Raw genomic sequence first — 17919 nt, forward strand, 5'->3', positions numbered from 1 at the left:
TACTGGGGATCCCTCAGCCCTGTGGGAGAGGGTACAAACACTAAAAACGGCAACCTCAGGGTTGTCGTTTTGCTGTTAACCTCGCAGCGCGTTCTTCGCTAAACGCGCGTCTTCCGCCTGACAGGCCGCTGCGGTGAACAGCACGTCGGTAGAGGAGTTCAGCGCGGTTTCGCAGGAGTCCTGCAGCACGCCGATGATGAAGCCGACGGCCACAACCTGCATGGCGATCTCGTTCGGGATGCCGAACATATTGCACGCCAGCGGGATCAGCAGCAGCGAACCGCCCGCCACGCCGGATGCGCCACAGGCACACAGCGACGCCACCACGCTCAGCAGCAGCGCCGTTGGCAGATCCACAGGAATACCCAGCGTATGCACTGCCGCCAGGGTCAGCACGGTGATGGTGATCGCTGCACCCGCCATGTTCACGGTCGCACCCAGCGGGATCGACACGGAATAGGTATCGCGGTCCAGGTTCAGTTTCTCCGCCAGCGCCATGTTGACCGGAATGTTTGCCGCCGAGCTGCGGGTGAAGAAGGCGTATACGCCGCTCTCGCGCAAGCAGGTCAGCACCAGCGGATACGGGTTACGGCGGATCTGCCAGAACACCAGCAGCGGGTTGATCACCAGCGCCACCAGCAGCATACAGCCGACCAGCACCATTAGCAGCTGCGCGTAGCCCCACAGCGCGTCAAAGCCGGTTGTGGCCAGGGTAGACGACACCAGACCGAAGATACCGATGGGCGCAAAGCGAATCACGACCTTAACGATAAAGGTCACGGCGTTGGACATGTCGTTGACCAGGTTTTTCGTCGTTTCGTTGCCGTGACGCAGGGCGAAGCCCAGGCCGATCGCCCACACCAGAATGCCAATGTAGTTGGCATTCAGCAGAGCATCAATGGGGTTCGTAACCATGCTCATCAGCAGGCCGCGCAGCACTTCCACAATGCCTGAAGGCGGCGTGACGTCGCCCGCCGCAGAGGTCAGATGTAGCGTGGAGGGGAAGAGGAAGCTAAAGACCACTGCGGTCAGCGCAGCAGAAAACGTGCCCAGCAGATATAAAAAGAGAATCGGGCGAATGTTGGTTTTTTGTCCGTGTTGGTGATTGGCGATAGAAGCCATGACCAGCATCAGTACCAGCACCGGCGCAACGGCCTTCAGCGCGCCCACGAAAAGCGTTCCGAGAAGCCCCGTCGCTTCCGCGGCGGGTTTCGACACCAGCGCCAGCAGAATACCCAGAACAAGACCTACCAGGATTTGTTTAACCAGGCTACCCTGCGTCAGACGCGCAAGCAGGCCCTTAGATTGTGTGCTCATACTAAATTCCTAAGTGAAATTGTGTTCCATCCTGGATGTGCTCTAAGTCACATTTATTTCAGGATGTAAATATTTGTTTGCCTGGTTGAGTATCAAGGAAAGCGGGGAAAGGCGGAAGAGTAAAATGCTGGATTTTACGTGTCACATCATATTTTTTAACTATTGAGTCACAAAAGTGTGTTAACCCTCTCCCCTTTGAGGAGAGGGTTAGGGTGAGGGGATTACTCCGCCTGCTGCTTTTTATCGTGCTGGCGGTTAACCCAGGTACTGATAACCAGCGTCACCAGCAGAATGCCGAACACCACGCCAAGCGAAATGGCGATCGGGATGTGGTAGAAATCCACGATCAGCATCTTGATACCGATAAACACCAGGATCACCGACAGACCATACTTCAGCATCGAGAAGCGCTCTGCCGCACCTGCCAGCAGGAAATACATGGCGCGCAGACCGAGGATCGCAAACAGGTTAGAGGTCAGCACGATGAACGGATCAGTCGTAACCGCGAAGATTGCCGGGATGCTGTCTACCGCGAAAATCACGTCGCTCAGCTCGACCAGAATCAGCACCAGCAGCAGCGGGGTAGCAAACAGCAGGCCGTTCTTACGCACGAAGAAGTGTTCGCTCTCGATCTTATCCGTCATGCGCAGATGGCCGCGGATCCACTTCACCAGCGGCTTATCACCGATACCGGTATCGTCTTCTTTCGCCAGCGCCATTTTGACCCCGGTGAACAACAGGAACGCGCCGAACACGTACAGCAGCCATTCGAACTGGGTAATTAGCCAGCTGCCAGCGAAGATCATGATGGTACGCAGGACAATGGCACCCAGCACGCCGTAGACCAGCACGCGGCGCTGCAATGCTGCAGGCACAGCAAAGTAGCTGAACAGCATCAGCCAGACGAAGACGTTATCAACCGCCAGGGCTTTTTCAATCAGATAACCGGTGAGGAAGGCGAGCGCCTGAGGATCGGCCACCGCGCGGCCTTCAGTCGAGGCCAGATACCACCAGAAGGCGGCGCAAAAGAGGAGCGAGAGGGTAACCCAGACCAGCGACCAGACGGCGGCCTGCTTAACGCTCATGCCGTGCTCGCCGCGACGACCCTGCAAAAAGAGGTCGATCGCCAGCATGATGAGCACGACAACTGCGAATCCGCCCCACAGCATTGGAGTGCCGACAGAATGCATACTATTTTCCTTACACATAAAAAACAAAAACGGCCATGGTCAGAAGACGATAGCCGTTAGCTTTTTATGCATAGACCTCGCCTTCCGGCAAGGTCTCACTTACAACCACGAAGGTTGCCCGGCGACCGGATGCATATTTAACGCATCGTAATGACGATCCACCGGCGAAGAAGTTACTCCCCTTTGCAGGTAACAAAATATGTCAGACCATCGGTTTCGTCAATGGCCTGCGCCGTTTCATTACACAGCTTTACGCGATCGCTTCCGCGCTCACGCCGTCTGCCGGGAACACCACGCCGGTCTGACGGCGGATCTCGGTTTGCAGCTTCGCCGTGGTGCGGCTTACCGCAAGGCCTGGGTGATTCACTTCGTTGTCTTCCACCAGACGGGCGAAGACCTCTGCCTCATAGAGCATAGTGTTAATATGCTGAGGCTGCGTCAGTTCCTGCGCTTTGCCGCCGCGCGGCACGAAGCTCACCTTCTGGCATTCGGAGATCTTCTCGATGACCAGCGACCCGGCTTCGCCCTGAATTTCGCTCGGCAACACGGAATCGCTCACCTTGGAGTGCTGCAGCGTGACGCTGAAATCACCGTAATCCAGCACCACCAAACCGTGTGCATCCACGCCGCTCTCCAGCAGGCTGGCGGTGGCCGTAACGCCGTGCGGCTCGCCCCACAGCGCTACGGCAGAGGCCAGGCAGTAAAAACCGATATCCATAATCGAGCCGTTTGAGAAGGCCGGATTAAAGGTATTCGGATTCTCGCCGTCCAGATAGCGCTGATAGCGCGACGAATACTGGCAGTAGTTGATAAAGGCTTTGCGCACTTTGCCAATTTTCGGCAGGGACTGCTGCAGCATAAGGAAATTCGGCAGGCTGGCGGTTTTGAACGCTTCGAACAGCACCACCTGGTTTTCGCGGGCAAGCGCAATGGCCGCTTCCACTTCCTCAATATTCGAGGCCAGCGGCTTCTCGCAAATCACGTGCTTTTTGTGGCCGAGAAACAGCGCCGTTTGCGGGAAGTGCAGGGAGTTCGGGCTGGCGATATAGACCGCGTCAATGGCGTCGCTTTGCGCCATTTCATCCAGGGAGGTGAAGAGATGCTCGACGAGGTAGTCGTTAGCAAAGCTCTGCGCCTGCTCAAGGCTGCGGGAATAGACTGCGGTGAGTTTAAGTTTGCCGGTTTCGTGGGCGGCGTCGACGAACTGGCGCGTGATCCAGTTCGTTCCAATGACTGCGAAACGTATCATAAACGTTTACGTACTCCGTAGCGGGGAACCTTTAGCCACTGTAGCACGGGATTATTGCAAAACCAGTGCGCTATTCCGCATTACCATTTAACGATAAATGCGTAAGCCACAGGCGGGTATCAAACTCCAGCTGGTGATACTGCGGCTCCATGTGGCAGCACAGGGAATAGAACGCTTTGTCGTGCTCTTTCTCTTTCAGGTGCGCCAGCTCATGCACCACGATCATCCGCAGAAAGGCTTCCGGCGCGTTACGGAAAACCGTCGCCACGCGGATCTCCGCCTTAGCCTTCAGCTTGCCGCCCTGTACGCGGGAGATGGCGGTGTGCAGGCCGAGCGCATTTTTCAGCACGTGGATCTTGTTGTCGTACATCACCTTGTTGATCGGCGGCGCGCTCTTCAGATATCGGCTTTTCAGATCCTGCGTATACTGCCAGAGCGCCTTATCGGTCGCGAAATCGTGCGTGCCGGGATAGCGTTTTTCCAGCACCGCGCCGAGCTTCTGCTCGGCAATCAGGCTGCGAACCTGAGTCAGTAAATGCTCCGGATAGCCCTGGAGATAAGTAAGTTGGTTCATCAAAAGCCCAAATTAATGCGAAAACGGGTATACTCACGCACCCTTTTCAGGGATACGCCAAATTTTACCATTCAGGAGGGCCGATGAGCCACTTAGACAACGGTTTCCGTTCACTCAACCTTAAACGTTTCCCGGAAACGGACGACGTTAACCCGCTTCAGGCGTGGGAAGCGGCGGATGAATATCTGCTGCAGCAGTTGGATGAGACTGAAATCCGCGGCCCGGTTCTGATCCTGAATGACGCGTTTGGTGCCCTGGGCTGCGCCCTGGCGGAGCACACGCCTTACAGCATTGGCGATTCCTACCTGAGCGAGCTGGCGACGCGTGAAAACCTGCGCCATAACGACATCGACGAGTCCAGCGTGAAGTTCCTCGACAGCACCGCGGACTACCCGCAGGCGCCGGGCGTGGTATTGATAAAGGTGCCAAAAACCATGGCGCTGCTGGAGCAGCAGCTGCGCGCGCTGCGTAAAGTCGTCACGCCGGAAACCCGCATCATTGCGGGTGCCAAAGCGCGCGATATTCACACCTCGACGCTGGAGCTGTTCGAGAAAGTCCTCGGCCCGACCACCACCACGCTGGCCTGGAAAAAAGCGCGCCTGATCAACTGCACCTTCAGCGCACCTGAGCTGGCCGACGCGCCGGAGACCCTGAGCTGGACGCTGGAAGGGACCGACTGGACCATCCACAACCATGCGAACGTTTTCTCCCGCACCGGGCTGGATATTGGGGCGCGTTTCTTTATGGAGCATCTGCCGGAAAATCTGGAAGGGGAGATTGTCGATCTGGGCTGCGGCAACGGCGTGATTGGCCTTACGCTGCTGGCGAAGAATCCGGAAGCCAGCGTGGTGTTCAGCGACGAGTCGCCGATGGCGGTGGCCTCCAGCCGTCTGAACGTAGAAACCAACATGCCGGAAGCGGTGGATCGCTGCGAATTTATGATCAACAACGCGCTCTCCGGCGTTGAGCCTTTCCGCTTCAACGCCGTGTTCTGCAACCCGCCGTTCCACCAGAAGCACGCCCTGACGGATAACGTCGCGTGGGAGATGTTCCACCACGCGCGCCGCTGCCTGAAAATCAACGGCGAGCTGTATATCGTGGCGAACCGCCACCTGGACTACTTCCACAAGCTGAAGAAGATTTTCGGCAACTGCGTCACCATTGCGACCAATAACAAGTTTGTGGTGCTGAAAGCGGTGAAGCTGGGGCGTCGTCGCTAAATAACCAGTGCAAGCTGGGTGCCCTGCGCAATCGCCCGCCGCGCATCCAGCTCCATCGCCACCTCGCACCCGCCGATCAAATGCACCGTTTTACCGGCCTCGCGCAGCGGATCCGCCAGATCGCGCTTTGGCTCCTGTCCGGCGCACAAAATCACATGATCCACGCGCAGCAGCTGCGGTTCACCACCGATCAGCACATGCAGCCCGTCGTCGTCGATCTTCTGGTAGCTCACCGCCGGGATCATCTTCACTCCGCGCGAGAGCAGGGTGGCGCGGTGGATCCAGCCCGTGGTTTTGCCCAGCCCTTCACCCGGCTTGCTGGCCTTACGCTGGAGCATCACGATCTGGCGCGGGCTTTTCGGCAGCTGCGGCCCTTCCGGCCGTAATCCGCCGGACTGGCTCAGGCTGGTATCAATGCCCCATTCTACGCAAAACTCGGCGATGTTCTGGCTGGTGGCCTCGCCCGGCTGGCTTAAATACATCGCGGTATCAAAGCCGATCCCGCCGCAGCCGATAATAGCCACTTTCTCGCCAACGGGCGCTTTGTCGCGCAGTACGTCCAGATAGCTCAACACCTTCGGATGATCGATGCCCTCGATCGCAGGCGTGCGCGGTACGATCCCGCTCGCCAGGATCACCTCGTCGAAACCGATCAGATCCGCCGCGCTGACAAGCTGGTTAAGCCGAAGCTCGACGCCCGTCAGGTCGATCATCCGGCGGTAGTAGCGCAGCGTTTCATAGAACTCCTCTTTGCCGGGGATCTGTTTGGCGATATTAAACTGCCCGCCGATCTCCGCCAGCGCATCAAACAGCGTCACGCTGTGCCCGCGCGAGGCGGCATTCACCGCAAACGCCAGCCCAGCGGGGCCAGCGCCCACCACGGCCAGGCGTTTTTGACTGACCGCGGGGACGACCGGCATTTTGGTTTCATGGCAGGCGCGGGGGTTCACCAGGCATGAGGTGACTTTGCCGGCGAAGATTTGATCCAGACAGGCCTGGTTACAGCCGATGCAGGTGTTGATCTCATCCGCACGGCCGCTTTGCGCTTTGGAGAGCAGTTCGGAGTCCGCGAGGAACGGACGCGCCATCGATACCATATCGGCGTCGCCGCGTGAGATCACATCGTCCGCCACCTGCGGGTCGTTAATGCGATTCGTCGTTACCAGCGGAACGGAGACTTTGCCTTTCAGCTTGCGCGTTACCCAACTGAACGCCGCGCGCGGCACCGGCGTGGCGATGGTCGGGATGCGCGCTTCGTGCCAGCCAATCCCGGTGTTGATGATGGTGGCACCTGCGGCTTCAATCGCCTGCGCCAGCTGCACGGTTTCGTCGAACGTGCCGCCGCCCTCTACCAGGTCGAGCATCGACAGGCGGAAGATAATAATAAAGTCCGCGCCCGCACGTTCGCGCACCGCGCGCACCACTTCCACGGCAAAGCGCATCCGACGGGTATAGTCGCCACCCCATTCGTCATCGCGCTGGTTGGTGCGTGCGGCGAGGAATTCGTTAATCAGATAGCCTTCAGAGCCCATCACCTCTACGCCGTCGTAGCCCGCCTCACGCGCCAGCGCGGCGCAGCGGGCAAAATCGTCGATCAGCGCCAGGATCTCGTCGTGGCTGAGGGCGTGAGGGGTAAAGCGGTTAATCGGCGCCTGAATAGCCGATGGCGCAACCAGCTTTGGCTGATAGCTGTAGCGCCCGGTATGCAGAATTTGCAGGGCGATTTTGCCGCCTTCGTTATGCACCGCGTCCGTGACAATGCGGTGATGCGGCAGCTGTGTCGCATCATTCAGGACTGCGCCGCCCTCCATCGTCACGCCTGAAGGGGCAGGGGCTACGCCGCCGGTGACAATCAGCGCCACCCCGTGGCGGGCGCGTTCGGCATAGAAGGCTGCCAGGCGCTCGGCTCCGTCCGGACGCTCTTCCAGCCCGGTGTGCATCGAGCCCATCAGCACGCGGTTTTTGAGGGTGGTAAACCCCAGATCGAGGGGGGCGAATAGCGACGGGTAGCGGCTCATAGTCTCTTCCAGTGTAAAATTATTGTTATGTGGTCGGATGAGTTACTAATTTAGCCAGCGGCAGCAGAAAGGTAAAAGCGGGATCGAATGATTGTGATAGATCTCAAAGAACTTCCCCGGTGGCGCTACGCTTACCGGGCCTACAAAACCCCAGGACGGATAAGCGCAGCGCCATCCGGCGTTATTTACGGCGTCGCTGCCCGCGCTAACCCCGGCGCCTGCCACATCGACGTGGTCAGCCCGCTGTCCACCAGCCCGAGCTGATCCGCGTACACCGCCTGCCACTTCTCCATCATGACGTCGTACAGCTCCCGGTGCTGCGGGTTTGGCGTAAACTCGCGGCTCCACTTCACCAGCCGCTCGCCCGTCGAGGCCATATCCGCAAACAGCCCCGCGCCCGTTCCGGCGGCAATGGCGCAGCCCAGCGCCGTGGCCTCTTTGACCTCCGGTACGCGCACCGGCAGGCCGGTGACGTCGCTTAAAATCTGACTCCACAGCGCGCCCTTCGAGCCTCCGCCCGCAAACACCAGGCTATCAAACGTCACGCCGGAGAAGCGCGAAATCTGCGTCAGGTTACAGGCCGAGACGATTGCCGCGTTCTCCTCCAGGGCGCGGAACAGCGTCGCTTTGTTGCACTTTTCCGGGTCGATGGAGAGGTTAATAAACGACGGCGCGGCGTGGTACCACTGCTTGAAATGCATCGCGTCGGAGAAGATTGGCATTACGCCGTGGGAGCCAGCGGGTACGCGGCCCGCCATCTCTTCCAGCAGGGAATAGGTGTCCATCCCCATCCGCTCGGCAATCAGCTTCTCTTCGGCACAAAAGGCGTCGCGGAACCAGCGCATGGTCAGCCCGGTAAAGAAGCTGATCGACTCCGCCTGTGCCATGCCGGGGATAACGTGCGGGTTTACGCGGATGTTCATCTCAGGGTCGGTGCGCACCTGCGGCAGGTTAACCACCTGCTGCCAGAAGGTGCCGCCCAGCACCGCCGTTTGTCCGGCGCGGACCACGCCCAGCCCCAGGCAGCCCAGCTGCACGTCGCCGCCGCCCATCACTACCGGCGTGCCCTCGCGTAAACCGCTCTGCTGTGCGGCTTCTTTCGTGATGGCCCCCAGCACGGTGCCGGTCTCTTTTACCGGCGAGAGAATATCGGCGCGCAGCCCGGCCATGTCGAGCAGCGCCGGACGCCAGTCGCGTGAAAAGAGATCCAGCATGCCGGTGGTGCCCGCGTTAGACGGATCGACCGCCAGCTCGCCGGAGAGCTTTGCCGCCAGCCAGTCGCTGATCATGGTGATGGTCGCGGCCTTGCGGTAGATGTCCGGACGGTGATGCGCCAGCCAGAGCAGGCGCGGCATGGCGCTAAGGGCAAGCGTCTGGCCGGAAACGTCATACACTTCGGATTCAAAACGGTAGTCGTGGATCTCTTTGAGTTCAGCCACCTCGCGGCTGGCGCGGGCGTCGACGTTGGCGCAGGCCCAGATGGCCTCGCCGCTGCGGTCGTACAGCACGATCCCTTCGCGCATCGAACAGCAGGCGACGGACTGAATATCCGCCGCGCTCAGGCGCGCGCGCTCCAGCGCCTGCTGAATGCACCGGCAGGCCAGCTGCCAGTTGGTGTCGAGATCGAACTCCATCGACCCCGGCACGTTCTCCACGCTCAGGTGCTTCCACTCGGCCTGGCCGACGGCAATCTGGTTGCCCTGCAAATCGAAAATTACGGCGCGAACGCTGCCTGTCCCTGCATCTAACGCTAAAAGGTAACTCATGAGCTTGCCTCGCTGTTAGCGCAGGGCGACTCTTATTCGGCCAGAGCCAGCACCGCGCGGGCTGTCGTCTCTTCCGTCACCAGGCCATTAATACGGCGACCTTTCAGTGCGGCATAAATCGCATCGGCTTTCTCTTCCCCTCCGGCCACGCCGACGATGGTGGGCAGCTGCGCCAGCTCATCAAGCGAGACGCCGAGTAATTCTTTGTGGATCTCCAGCTCCTCGACGCACTCCCCTTCGGCATTGAGGAAATAGCCGAGGATATCGCCCACCGCCCCTTTACGGGCGTACATCAACTGTTCACCTTCGCTGATATAGCCGGAGCGCAGTATCGTCGCGTCACGTCGCTGGTTCACGGAACCAATGCCGACCACCGCCACGTCAGCGGCGGTCGCGGCGAGGATCACGTCCCGCACGCTGGTTTCGCGCTTTAAGATCCCGGCCACTTCGGCGGATGACACGCGAAGCGGGGCGGGGATCATGCTGACGCTACAGGCCGCATCCAGCTGGCCGATACCGGTCATATACGGCCCCACGCCGCCGGAAAGCGTCACCAGGCGGATCTGCTGCGAGCTGATAAAGCCGCTTAAGTGTTGCAGGCTGCTCATGGTGGTTTCACCGAACCCCACCGCCAGCAGTTGGCCGGGCTCCAGCACGCCCATCAGCGACTGCGCCGCGCCAATGCCCAGCCGCACGTTCATCGGCGGGGTATTTAGGGCAGGCATCACGCGCACCAGCTTCAGGCCAAAGCGCTGCTGTAGCTCGGTTTCCAGCGACAGGCAGCCCTCGTAGCGGGAGTTGATCTGCACGCGGATCACCCCCGACTGGCGGCCTTTCTCCAGCAGGCGGGAGATCTTCAGGCGCGGCAGACCGAGCCGTTCGCCGATATCATTCTGGGTCAGCCCGTCGTGGTAGTAGCACCAGGCGACGCGCGCCACCAGCTCCTCTTCCGCCAGTGCCAGCCCGGCAAACCGTCCTTCTTCCGCAGTGCGTTTATCGCTCATAATTGAACTCTTATAAAAATTTAGATCATATGTTCGTAATGGCGCGGCGTGAAAATGTGAGCCACGCGGCAAAACGGATCTTTTAGATCGTTTCTGGTTAATCTGAATCTCAATCGATAAAACTGTGATCCCTGCACGGTTGTAAATATAGTTCACCGTCTACGCTTTTGAACATTATTAAATCTAAAAATCATTTGTTCAATAGCGGAGTGATGATGACACCACTTCTCAACGCGCGAAATATCAGCAAGCAGTTCTCAGGCGTGCCGGTTCTAAAAGGCATTGATTTCACGCTGCTTGCGGGGCAGGTGCACGCGCTGATGGGCGGGAACGGCGCGGGAAAATCGACGCTGATGAAGATCATCGCCGGGGTCGAGACGCCGGACGGCGGTGAACTTTCGGTTGCGGGCGAGTCTTTTGCACGGCTTACCCCGGCGCAGGCGCACCGGTTAGGCATTTATCTGGTGCCGCAGGAGCCTCTGCTTTTCCCCAACCTGACCGTGAGGGAAAACATCCTGTTCCGCCTGCCGCGCGAGCGCGATCGGGAAAAGCGGCTGGCGGAGAAACTCCAGCAACTGCAATGTCAGCTTAATCTCGACGCAACGGCCAGCACCCTGGAAGTGGCGGACCAGCAGATGGTGGAGATCCTGCGCGGGCTGATGCGCAACGCCAGAATTCTGATCCTAGACGAGCCCACGGCCTCGCTGACGCCCGGCGAAACCGAACGGCTGTTTCGCCAGATCCGCGCCTTACAGGCGTTCGGCGTCGGGATTGTCTTTATCTCGCATAAGCTGCCGGAAATCCGCACGCTGTCGAGCCACGTCTCGGTGATGCGCGACGGCGCGGTGGTGCTGAGCGGTGAAACCAGACAGTTCGACGATAGCGCCCTGATCGCCGCCATGACGCCGGTGAGCCGCGAGAAATCCCTCAGCGATACGCAAAAGCTGTGGCTGGCGCTGCCGGGAAACCGTCGCACCCAGCCGCAGGATTTTCCGGTGCTGCGCGTGGAAGATCTCACCGGAGAGGGCTTTATCGATCTCAGCCTTGAGATCTACGCCGGAGAGATCGTCGGCCTTGCAGGCCTGGTGGGATCCGGACGCACCGAGTTTGCCGAAACGCTCTACGGCCTGCGTCCCGTACGCGGCGGGCGGGTGTGGCTGGAGAGCCGGGAGATCACCTCCGAACCGGTGGGTTCACGTCTGGAAAAAGGGCTGGTTTATCTGCCGGAAGACAGGCAGGTGTCCGGCCTGTTTCTCGACGCGCCTGTCCGCTGGAACACGGTGGCGCTGAACGAGCCGTCGCTCTGGCAGCAGCGAAAGCGGGAGTCTGCGGTGGTGGAGCGCTATCACCGGGCTCTGGGGATCAAGCTCAATCATGCGGATCAAACCGTGCGCACGCTCTCCGGCGGCAACCAGCAGAAGGTGCTGCTGGCGCGCTGTCTGGAGGCCAATCCTTTATTGCTGATCGTCGATGAGCCGACGCGCGGCGTGGACGTGTCGGCGCGTGCCGATATCTACCAGCTCATTAAAAGCGTGGCGGCGCAGAATGTTGCGGTGCTGATGATCTCAAGCGATCTCGATGAATTCCCCGGCCTCGCGGACCGCGTGCTGGTGATGCATCAGGGCGTACTCAGCGGCGAGCTGCCGCGCCACGCCGTCAGCCTCGACCGGATGATGGCGCTGGCGTTTGGAGGACAATCATGAAGTTCTTACTCAAAAACCGCGAGCTGAGCGCGTTTCTTGCCATTCTGGCGCTGTTCGCCGTGCTGGTGGCGCTGAATCCGTCCTACTTCAGCCTGCAAACGCTGGGGATGATCTTCGCCAGCGCGCAGATCCTGATCCTGCTGGCCATCGGTGCGGCGCTGGTGATGCTGACCCGCAATATCGACGTCTCCGTGGGCTCGACCGTCGGGCTGTCCGCGATTGCCGTCGGCGTGGCGCTCAACGGTGGCTACAGCCTGCCGGTATCGATACTTTTTGCGCTGTCGATTGGCGCGCTGGCGGGGGCGTTCAACGGTTTTCTGGTGGTGGGGCTGCGCATTCCGGCGATTGTCGCCACCCTCGGCACGCTGGGGCTGTACCGAGGAGCGATGCTGCTCTGGACGGGCGGAAAGTGGATTGAGGGGCTGCCGCCGGGGCTGAAATCTCTCTCCGAGCCTGCCGCCATCGGCATTTCGCCGCTCGGCGTGGGAGTGTTGATTCTCGTTGTCGTTGGCGCGTGGGGGCTATCGCGCACCTCGTTCGGGCGTGATTTTTACGCGGTGGGGGATAACCTCGCCGCCGCGCGCCAACTGGGCGTGGCGGTGAACCGCACGCGCATGATCGCCTTCACCCTCAACGGCATGCTGGCGGCCTGCGCCGGGACTGTCTTTGCCGCGCAGATCGGCTTTGTGCCCAACCAGACCGGCAGCGGGCTGGAGATGAAAGCCATTGCCGCCTGCGTGCTCGGCGGCATTTCACTGCTGGGCGGCACCGGCACGCTGGTCGGTGCGTTCCTCGGCGCGTTCTTCCTTACCCAAATCGACACCGTGCTGGTGCTGTTCAGGCTACCGGCGTGGTGGAATGACTTCATCGCCGGGCTGGTGCTGCTGGGCGTACTGGTGCTCGACGGGCGGCTGCGCCAGGCGCTGTCACGCCATCAGCGGGCGCTGAAGTACGGCCGGTTCCAGCCTGGCAACAGAGGGGGAAAGCACGTCACCCCCTTTCCCAAACGCAACAAAGAGGTGGCGTAAATGAGGCTCAACTGGGAAAGCGCGCTGCTGATATTGCTGGTGCTGGAGATCCTGCTCTTCGGCGCCATTAACCCGCGCATGCTCGACGTTAATATGCTGCTGTTCAGCACCAGCGATTTCATCTGCATCGGCATCGTGGCGCTGCCGCTGACGCTGGTGATTATCAGTGGCGGGATCGACATTTCGCTGGGCTCCACCATCGGCCTGTGCGCTATCGCGCTGGGGGTGATGATGCAGGCGGGGTGGCCCATGACGATCGCCGTTCCGCTGACGCTGCTGCTTGGCCTGCTGTGTGGGCTGGTGAATGCGGCGCTGATCCACTACACCGGCATTAGCCCTTTAGTCATTACCCTCGGCACGCTCTACCTCTACGGCGGCGGCGCGCTGCTGCTCTCCGGCATGGCGGGGGCGACGGGCTACGAGGGCATCGGCGGCTTCCCGGACAGCTTTACCGCGTTCGCTAACCTCACGGTGCTGGGGCTGCCAATCCCGCTGGTGCTGTTCGCGGTGATTACCGCCTTTTTCTGGCTGATTACCCATCGCGGGCGCTTTGGCCGCCATCTGTTTTTAATCGGCCAGAATCCGCGCGCGGCGCGCTATGCGGCGCTGTCGGTGAACGGCATGCCCTACGCGCTGTACGGTCTGGTGGGCGTGGCGTCGGCGGTGGCCGCGCTGGTGATGGTCTCCTATTTCGGCTCTGCGCGTTCGGATCTGGGGCGCGATTTGCTGATGCCCGCACTCACCGCCGCCGTACTCGGCGGGGCAAATATTTACGGGGGTTCAGGGTCGGTGCTGGGTACGGCGCTGGCGGCGCTGCTGGTGGGGTATCTCCAGCAGGGATTACAGATGGTCGGCATCCCCAACCAGGTGTCGAGCGCGCTGTCTGGGGCGCTGCTGGTTGTGGTGGTGATGGGACGTTCGCTAAGTCTGCACCGTGAATGGGTGCGATCTCTCTTCAGAAAACTATCCGGAGCGTAAGATGAAAACAAAACTGCTCGTCCTGGCAATGGCCCTCAGCTTCGCTTCGGCGCAAGCGGCGGACCGCATTGCCTTTATCCCCAAGCTGGTGGGCGTGGGTTTCTTCACCAGCGGCGGCAACGGCGCGAAAGAGGCGGGGAAAGATCTTGGCGTGGACGTGACCTACGACGGCCCGACAGAGCCGAGCGTTTCCGGCCAGGTGCAGCTCATCAATAACTTCGTCAACCAGGGCTATAACGCCATTATCGTCTCCGCCGTGTCGCCGGACGGCCTCTGCCCGGCGCTGAAGCGCGCGATGCAGCGCGGCGTGAAGGTGCTGACCTGGGATTCCGACACCAAACCGGAGTGCCGCAGCATTTATATCAACCAGGGGACGCCGGAACAGCTGGGCGGCCTGCTGGTAGAGATGGCGGGCAAGCAGGTCACCAAACCGAATGCCAAAGTGGCGTTCTTCTACTCCAGCCCCACCGTCACCGACCAGAACCAGTGGGTGAAAGAGGCGAAGGCCAAAATCGAGAAAGATCACCCCCAGTGGCAGGTCGTGACCACCCAGTTTGGCTATAACGACGCCACCAAATCTCTGCAGACCGCCGAGGGGATCTTAAAAGCGTATCCGGATCTGGACGCGATCATCGCGCCGGACGCCAACGCCCTGCCGGCGGCGGCGCAGGCGGCGGAAAACCTGAAGCGGGAAGGGGTGGCGATTGTCGGCTTCAGCACGCCGAATGTTATGCGCCCGTACGTTGAGCGCGGGACGGTGAAAGCCTTCGGCCTGTGGGATGTCGTACAACAGGGCAAAATTGCGGTCAATGTCGCCGATCGTCTGCTGAAAAAAGGCGATCTTAACCCTGGCGACAGCGTGGACGTAAAAGGTATCGGCGCGCTGAAGGTGGAGCCGAACAGCGTGCAGGGCTATCAGTATGAGGCGAAGGGCAACGGCATCGTGCTGCTGCCGGAGCGGGTGGTGTTCACCAAAGAGAACATCAGCAAATACGATTTCTGACGGGGGAGCAAATGGCTGATTTAGACGACATCAAAGACGGCAAGGATTTTGGCATCGGCACACCGCAGCAGAATGTACCGTTCACGCTGAAGGGCTGCGGCTCGCTGGACTGGGGCATGCAGTCCCGCCTGGCGCGCATCTTTAACCCGCAGAGCAACCGCACGGTGATGCTGGCCTTTGACCACGGCTACTTTCAGGGGCCGACCACCGGCCTTGAGCGTATCGATCTCTCCATTGCGCCGCTGTTTGGCGAAACCGACGTGCTGATGTGTACCCGCGGCATTCTCAGGAGCCAGGTGCCCGCCGCGACAAACAAACCGGTGGTGCTGCGCGCCTCCGGCGGTAACTCGATTCTGGGGGAACTCTCGAACGAGTGCGTGGCGGTGGCGATGGAGGATGCCCTGCGCCTGAACGTCTGCGCGGTGGCGGCGCAGGTGTATATCGGAAGCGAGTTTGAGCATCAGTCTATCAACAACATCATCAAGCTTGTCGATGCAGGGGCACGCTACGGCATGCCAACGCTGGCGGTAACGGGCGTCGGCAAGGAGATGGCCCGCGACGCGCGCTACTTCTCGCTCGCTAGCCGCATCGCCGCCGAAATGGGGGCGCAGTTCGTCAAAACCTACTACGTGGATGAAGGCTTTGAAAAAGTGACCGCCAGCTGCCCGGTGCCAATCGTCATCGCCGGGGGCAAAAAGCTGCCGGAGCACGAGGCGCTGGAGATGTGCTGGCGTGCAATTGACCAGGGGGCGTCCGGCGTGGACATGGGGCGCAATATCTTCCAGTCCAGCGCGCCGCTCGCCATGCTGAAGGCGGTGAAAAAAGTGGTTCACGAGAACGTGAGCGCCCGGGAGGCGTTCCAGTTCTGGCAGGAAGAGAAACAGGGAGAAGCAAAATGAACGTGACGCTGGTTGAAATCAACATTAAGCCCGAGCGGGTGGACGAGTTCCTGGAGGTGTTTCGCGCCAACCACGAAGGCGCAATCAAGGAGCCGGGGAACCTGCGCTTTGACGTGTTGCAGGACCCGAGGGTGAAAACCCGGTTCTTTATCTACGAGGCCTACAAAGACGAAGCGGCGGTGCTGGCGCATAAGCAAACGCCGCACTATCTGGCGTGCGTGGACAAGCTTGAGGCGCTGATGTCTGAGCCGCGCAAAAAGCGCAGTTTTGTGGGGCTGTTGCCGGAGTAGCGGATTTGCCCGGTGGCGCTAACGCTTACCGGGCCTGCGGGTACGGGGTTGTGTTGATTTTTTAGGCCGGGTAAGCGTAGCGCCACCCGGCGTATTTCACGCTTCCTCCACGCTCACTCGCAGCGCCGCCAGCGCCTTGCGCGCCGCCTTCAGCACCTGCTCACACTGCTCAATGGTCAGCGTCAGCGGCGGTTCCACGCGGATGGTTTTTGAGTTGTTGAGCGTGCCGGCCACCAGCACCCGCTGGCGGAACATCTCGCTCGCGAAGCTGTAGCCGATTTCATTATCAACGAACTCAATCGCCATCAGCATGCCTTTCCCGCGCGCCTCCTGCACCAGGTCCGGATATTCCCGGCCCAGCTGGCGGAAGCCGTCCAGCAGCATGTCGCCTTTCTGCTCCGCCTGCGCGGGCAGGTTTTGCTCCAGCAGCACGTTGATGGTGGCCAGCGCCGCCGCACAGGCCAGCGGGTTACCGCCGAAGGTGGTGGTGTGCAGGAACGGATTGTCGAACAGCACCGAGAACACCTCCTCGGTGGCAACCGTTGCACCAATCGGCATCACGCCGCCGCCGAGCGCCTTCGCAAGACACAGTATGTCCGGCTGAACGTTCTCGTGCTCGCAGGCAAACATCCTGCCGGTGCGCCCCATCCCTGTCTGCACTTCGTCGAGGATTAGCAGCGCGCCAAACTCATCGCACAGCTGACGCACGGTGGGCAGGTAGCCCTGTGGAGGCAAAATCACGCCGCCTTCACCCTGAATCGGCTCGAGGATCACCGCCGCCACGTCGTCACCGGTTTTACGGCATTCGCTCAGCGCGCTGCGCATGGCGTTAATGTCGCCGAACGGCACGTGGCGGAAGCCCGGCAGCAGCGGCATAAACGGTTTGCGGAAGGTGGATTTGGCGGTCGCAGACAGCGCACCCAGGGATTTCCCGTGGAACGCGCCGCTGGTGGCGATAAAGGTGAATTTCCCGCGTGGCGACTGGTACGCCTTGGCGAGCTTGATCGCCGCCTCGACCGACTCGGTGCCGCTGTTGCTGAAGAAGCTGTACTTCAGCTTGCCGGGCGTTAAGGCCGCCAGCGTTTTCGCGAGCATGGCGCGAAGCGGGTCGAGCAGTTCCTGACTATGGAGAGGTTGTTTCGCAAGTTGATTCTGTACGGCGGAAACCACTACTGGATTACGGTGCCCCACGTTAAAGATACCGAAACCACCCAGGCAATCTATAAACTCCTGTCCCTGGGTGTCGACAAGCGTGTTGAGACTTCCCGCTTGCCACTCTACGGCTCCGTAATCCCCGCCGGCGGTAACAGATTTGCGATACTCCAGAAAACCAGGATTCACATGCTCTTTAAAGTAATCGATGACCTCTCGGTTAAGTTGTTTCATCTCCTCATGATCGAGCGTTCGCTTCTCAATGAGATTCAGTGCGTGCGCGGTACAGGCAAGAGCCGAGGCGCTGGAAGGTAACCTGTTCAAAATATGCTCCCGGGGATCGCGTATCACATGATACTGAGTTAAGTATTGCAGGGATTACGCCACTTCAGATGACTTAACGAAAATCGGGATAAACGCCAGGTTAAAATTATGTTGCGCAATATTTAATCATGCCGGATCAATCGAAACGGGATTTAGCGGTACAGGGCAACCCGCATTCTCAGGTGCACAAAAAGGCAATTGCAC

General features: G+C 60.1%; 15 protein-coding genes. 7 read left to right on the forward strand and 8 right to left on the reverse strand.

What is annotated here, in order from left to right; genetic code table 11:
* Nucleotides 1-75: 75 nt before the first annotated feature.
* The 4 genes from sstT to IM273_RS08420 form a co-directional block, all read right to left on the reverse strand.
* On the reverse strand, nucleotides 76-1317 hold the full coding sequence (sstT, locus tag IM273_RS08405) for a serine/threonine transporter SstT (protein ID WP_063867639.1): 1242 nt from the start codon (nucleotides 1315-1317) through the stop codon (nucleotides 76-78).
* A 221-nt stretch (nucleotides 1318-1538) separates the two neighbouring features.
* Nucleotides 1539-2507, reverse strand: a complete 969-nt coding sequence (locus tag IM273_RS08410; RefSeq protein WP_193051871.1) for a TerC family protein — start codon at nucleotides 2505-2507, stop codon at nucleotides 1539-1541.
* A gap of 250 nt (nucleotides 2508-2757) precedes the next feature.
* A complete protein-coding gene (locus tag IM273_RS08415) occupies nucleotides 2758-3756 on the reverse strand; it encodes a Gfo/Idh/MocA family protein (RefSeq protein ID WP_193051870.1) in 999 nt (332 codons plus the stop codon).
* Nucleotides 3757-3826: 70 nt separating this feature from the next.
* Complete coding sequence (locus tag IM273_RS08420) at nucleotides 3827-4330, reverse strand: YgjP-like metallopeptidase domain-containing protein (protein WP_023333531.1); 504 nt, start codon at nucleotides 4328-4330, stop codon at nucleotides 3827-3829.
* 83 nt (nucleotides 4331-4413) lie between these two features.
* Between IM273_RS08420 and rlmG the strand changes: the two genes are divergently transcribed.
* Nucleotides 4414-5550 (forward strand): 23S rRNA (guanine(1835)-N(2))-methyltransferase RlmG, encoded by a 1137-nt coding sequence (gene rlmG, locus IM273_RS08425; protein WP_193051869.1) that lies wholly within the window; start codon nucleotides 4414-4416, stop codon nucleotides 5548-5550.
* Here the strand turns inward: rlmG and IM273_RS08430 are convergent.
* The 3 genes from IM273_RS08430 to lsrR all read right to left on the reverse strand — a co-directional run bounded on the left by IM273_RS08430 (nucleotide 5547) and on the right by lsrR (nucleotide 10338).
* Nucleotides 5547-7568 (reverse strand): NADPH-dependent 2,4-dienoyl-CoA reductase, encoded by a 2022-nt coding sequence (locus IM273_RS08430; RefSeq protein ID WP_193051868.1) that lies wholly within the window; start codon nucleotides 7566-7568, stop codon nucleotides 5547-5549. The genes rlmG and IM273_RS08430 overlap by 4 nt on opposite strands.
* A gap of 185 nt (nucleotides 7569-7753) precedes the next feature.
* Nucleotides 7754-9334, reverse strand: a complete 1581-nt coding sequence (lsrK, locus tag IM273_RS08435) for an autoinducer-2 kinase (protein ID WP_059358403.1) — start codon at nucleotides 9332-9334, stop codon at nucleotides 7754-7756.
* A 32-nt stretch (nucleotides 9335-9366) separates the two neighbouring features.
* Complete coding sequence (gene lsrR / locus IM273_RS08440) at nucleotides 9367-10338, reverse strand: transcriptional regulator LsrR (RefSeq protein ID WP_028014496.1); 972 nt, start codon at nucleotides 10336-10338, stop codon at nucleotides 9367-9369.
* Nucleotides 10339-10553: 215 nt separating this feature from the next.
* On the opposite strand from lsrR, the gene lsrA reads away from it, so the two are divergent.
* Genes lsrA through lsrG form a run of 6 tightly spaced genes read left to right on the forward strand, consistent with a single transcriptional unit; the run spans nucleotide 10554 to nucleotide 16239 of the window.
* Nucleotides 10554-12041 (forward strand): autoinducer 2 ABC transporter ATP-binding protein LsrA, encoded by a 1488-nt coding sequence (gene lsrA, locus IM273_RS08445; RefSeq protein ID WP_193051872.1) that lies wholly within the window; start codon nucleotides 10554-10556, stop codon nucleotides 12039-12041.
* Nucleotides 12038-13069: an autoinducer 2 ABC transporter permease LsrC gene (gene lsrC / locus IM273_RS08450; protein WP_193051867.1), complete on the forward strand. Its 1032-nt coding sequence runs from the start codon at nucleotides 12038-12040 to the stop codon at nucleotides 13067-13069. The genes lsrA and lsrC overlap by 4 nt, the downstream gene beginning before the upstream one ends.
* Nucleotides 13070-14047, forward strand: a complete 978-nt coding sequence (gene lsrD / locus IM273_RS08455) for an autoinducer 2 ABC transporter permease LsrD (RefSeq protein ID WP_126327101.1) — start codon at nucleotides 13070-13072, stop codon at nucleotides 14045-14047.
* Between the two features lies 1 nt (nucleotide 14048).
* The gene (gene lsrB, locus IM273_RS08460; RefSeq protein ID WP_045260120.1) at nucleotides 14049-15050 is read left to right on the forward strand and encodes an autoinducer 2 ABC transporter substrate-binding protein LsrB; all 1002 of its coding nucleotides are present in this window, start codon (nucleotides 14049-14051) and stop codon (nucleotides 15048-15050) included.
* A gap of 11 nt (nucleotides 15051-15061) precedes the next feature.
* The gene (gene lsrF, locus IM273_RS08465) at nucleotides 15062-15949 is read left to right on the forward strand and encodes a 3-hydroxy-5-phosphonooxypentane-2,4-dione thiolase (protein ID WP_193051866.1); all 888 of its coding nucleotides are present in this window, start codon (nucleotides 15062-15064) and stop codon (nucleotides 15947-15949) included.
* Nucleotides 15946-16239 (forward strand): (4S)-4-hydroxy-5-phosphonooxypentane-2,3-dione isomerase, encoded by a 294-nt coding sequence (gene lsrG / locus IM273_RS08470; protein ID WP_193051865.1) that lies wholly within the window; start codon nucleotides 15946-15948, stop codon nucleotides 16237-16239. Before lsrF ends, lsrG begins: the two co-directional genes overlap by 4 nt.
* 96 nt (nucleotides 16240-16335) lie before the next feature.
* On the opposite strand, the gene ygjG is transcribed toward lsrG, so the two are convergent.
* Complete coding sequence (gene ygjG / locus IM273_RS08475) at nucleotides 16336-17715, reverse strand: putrescine aminotransferase (RefSeq protein WP_193051864.1); 1380 nt, start codon at nucleotides 17713-17715, stop codon at nucleotides 16336-16338.
* Nucleotides 17716-17919: the final 204 nt, after the last annotated feature.

Origin of the sequence: Enterobacter cloacae complex sp. P13B (assembly GCF_014895915.1) — a bacterium.
In the GTDB taxonomy this organism is placed as follows: Bacteria; Pseudomonadota; Gammaproteobacteria; order Enterobacterales; family Enterobacteriaceae; genus Enterobacter; species Enterobacter bugandensis.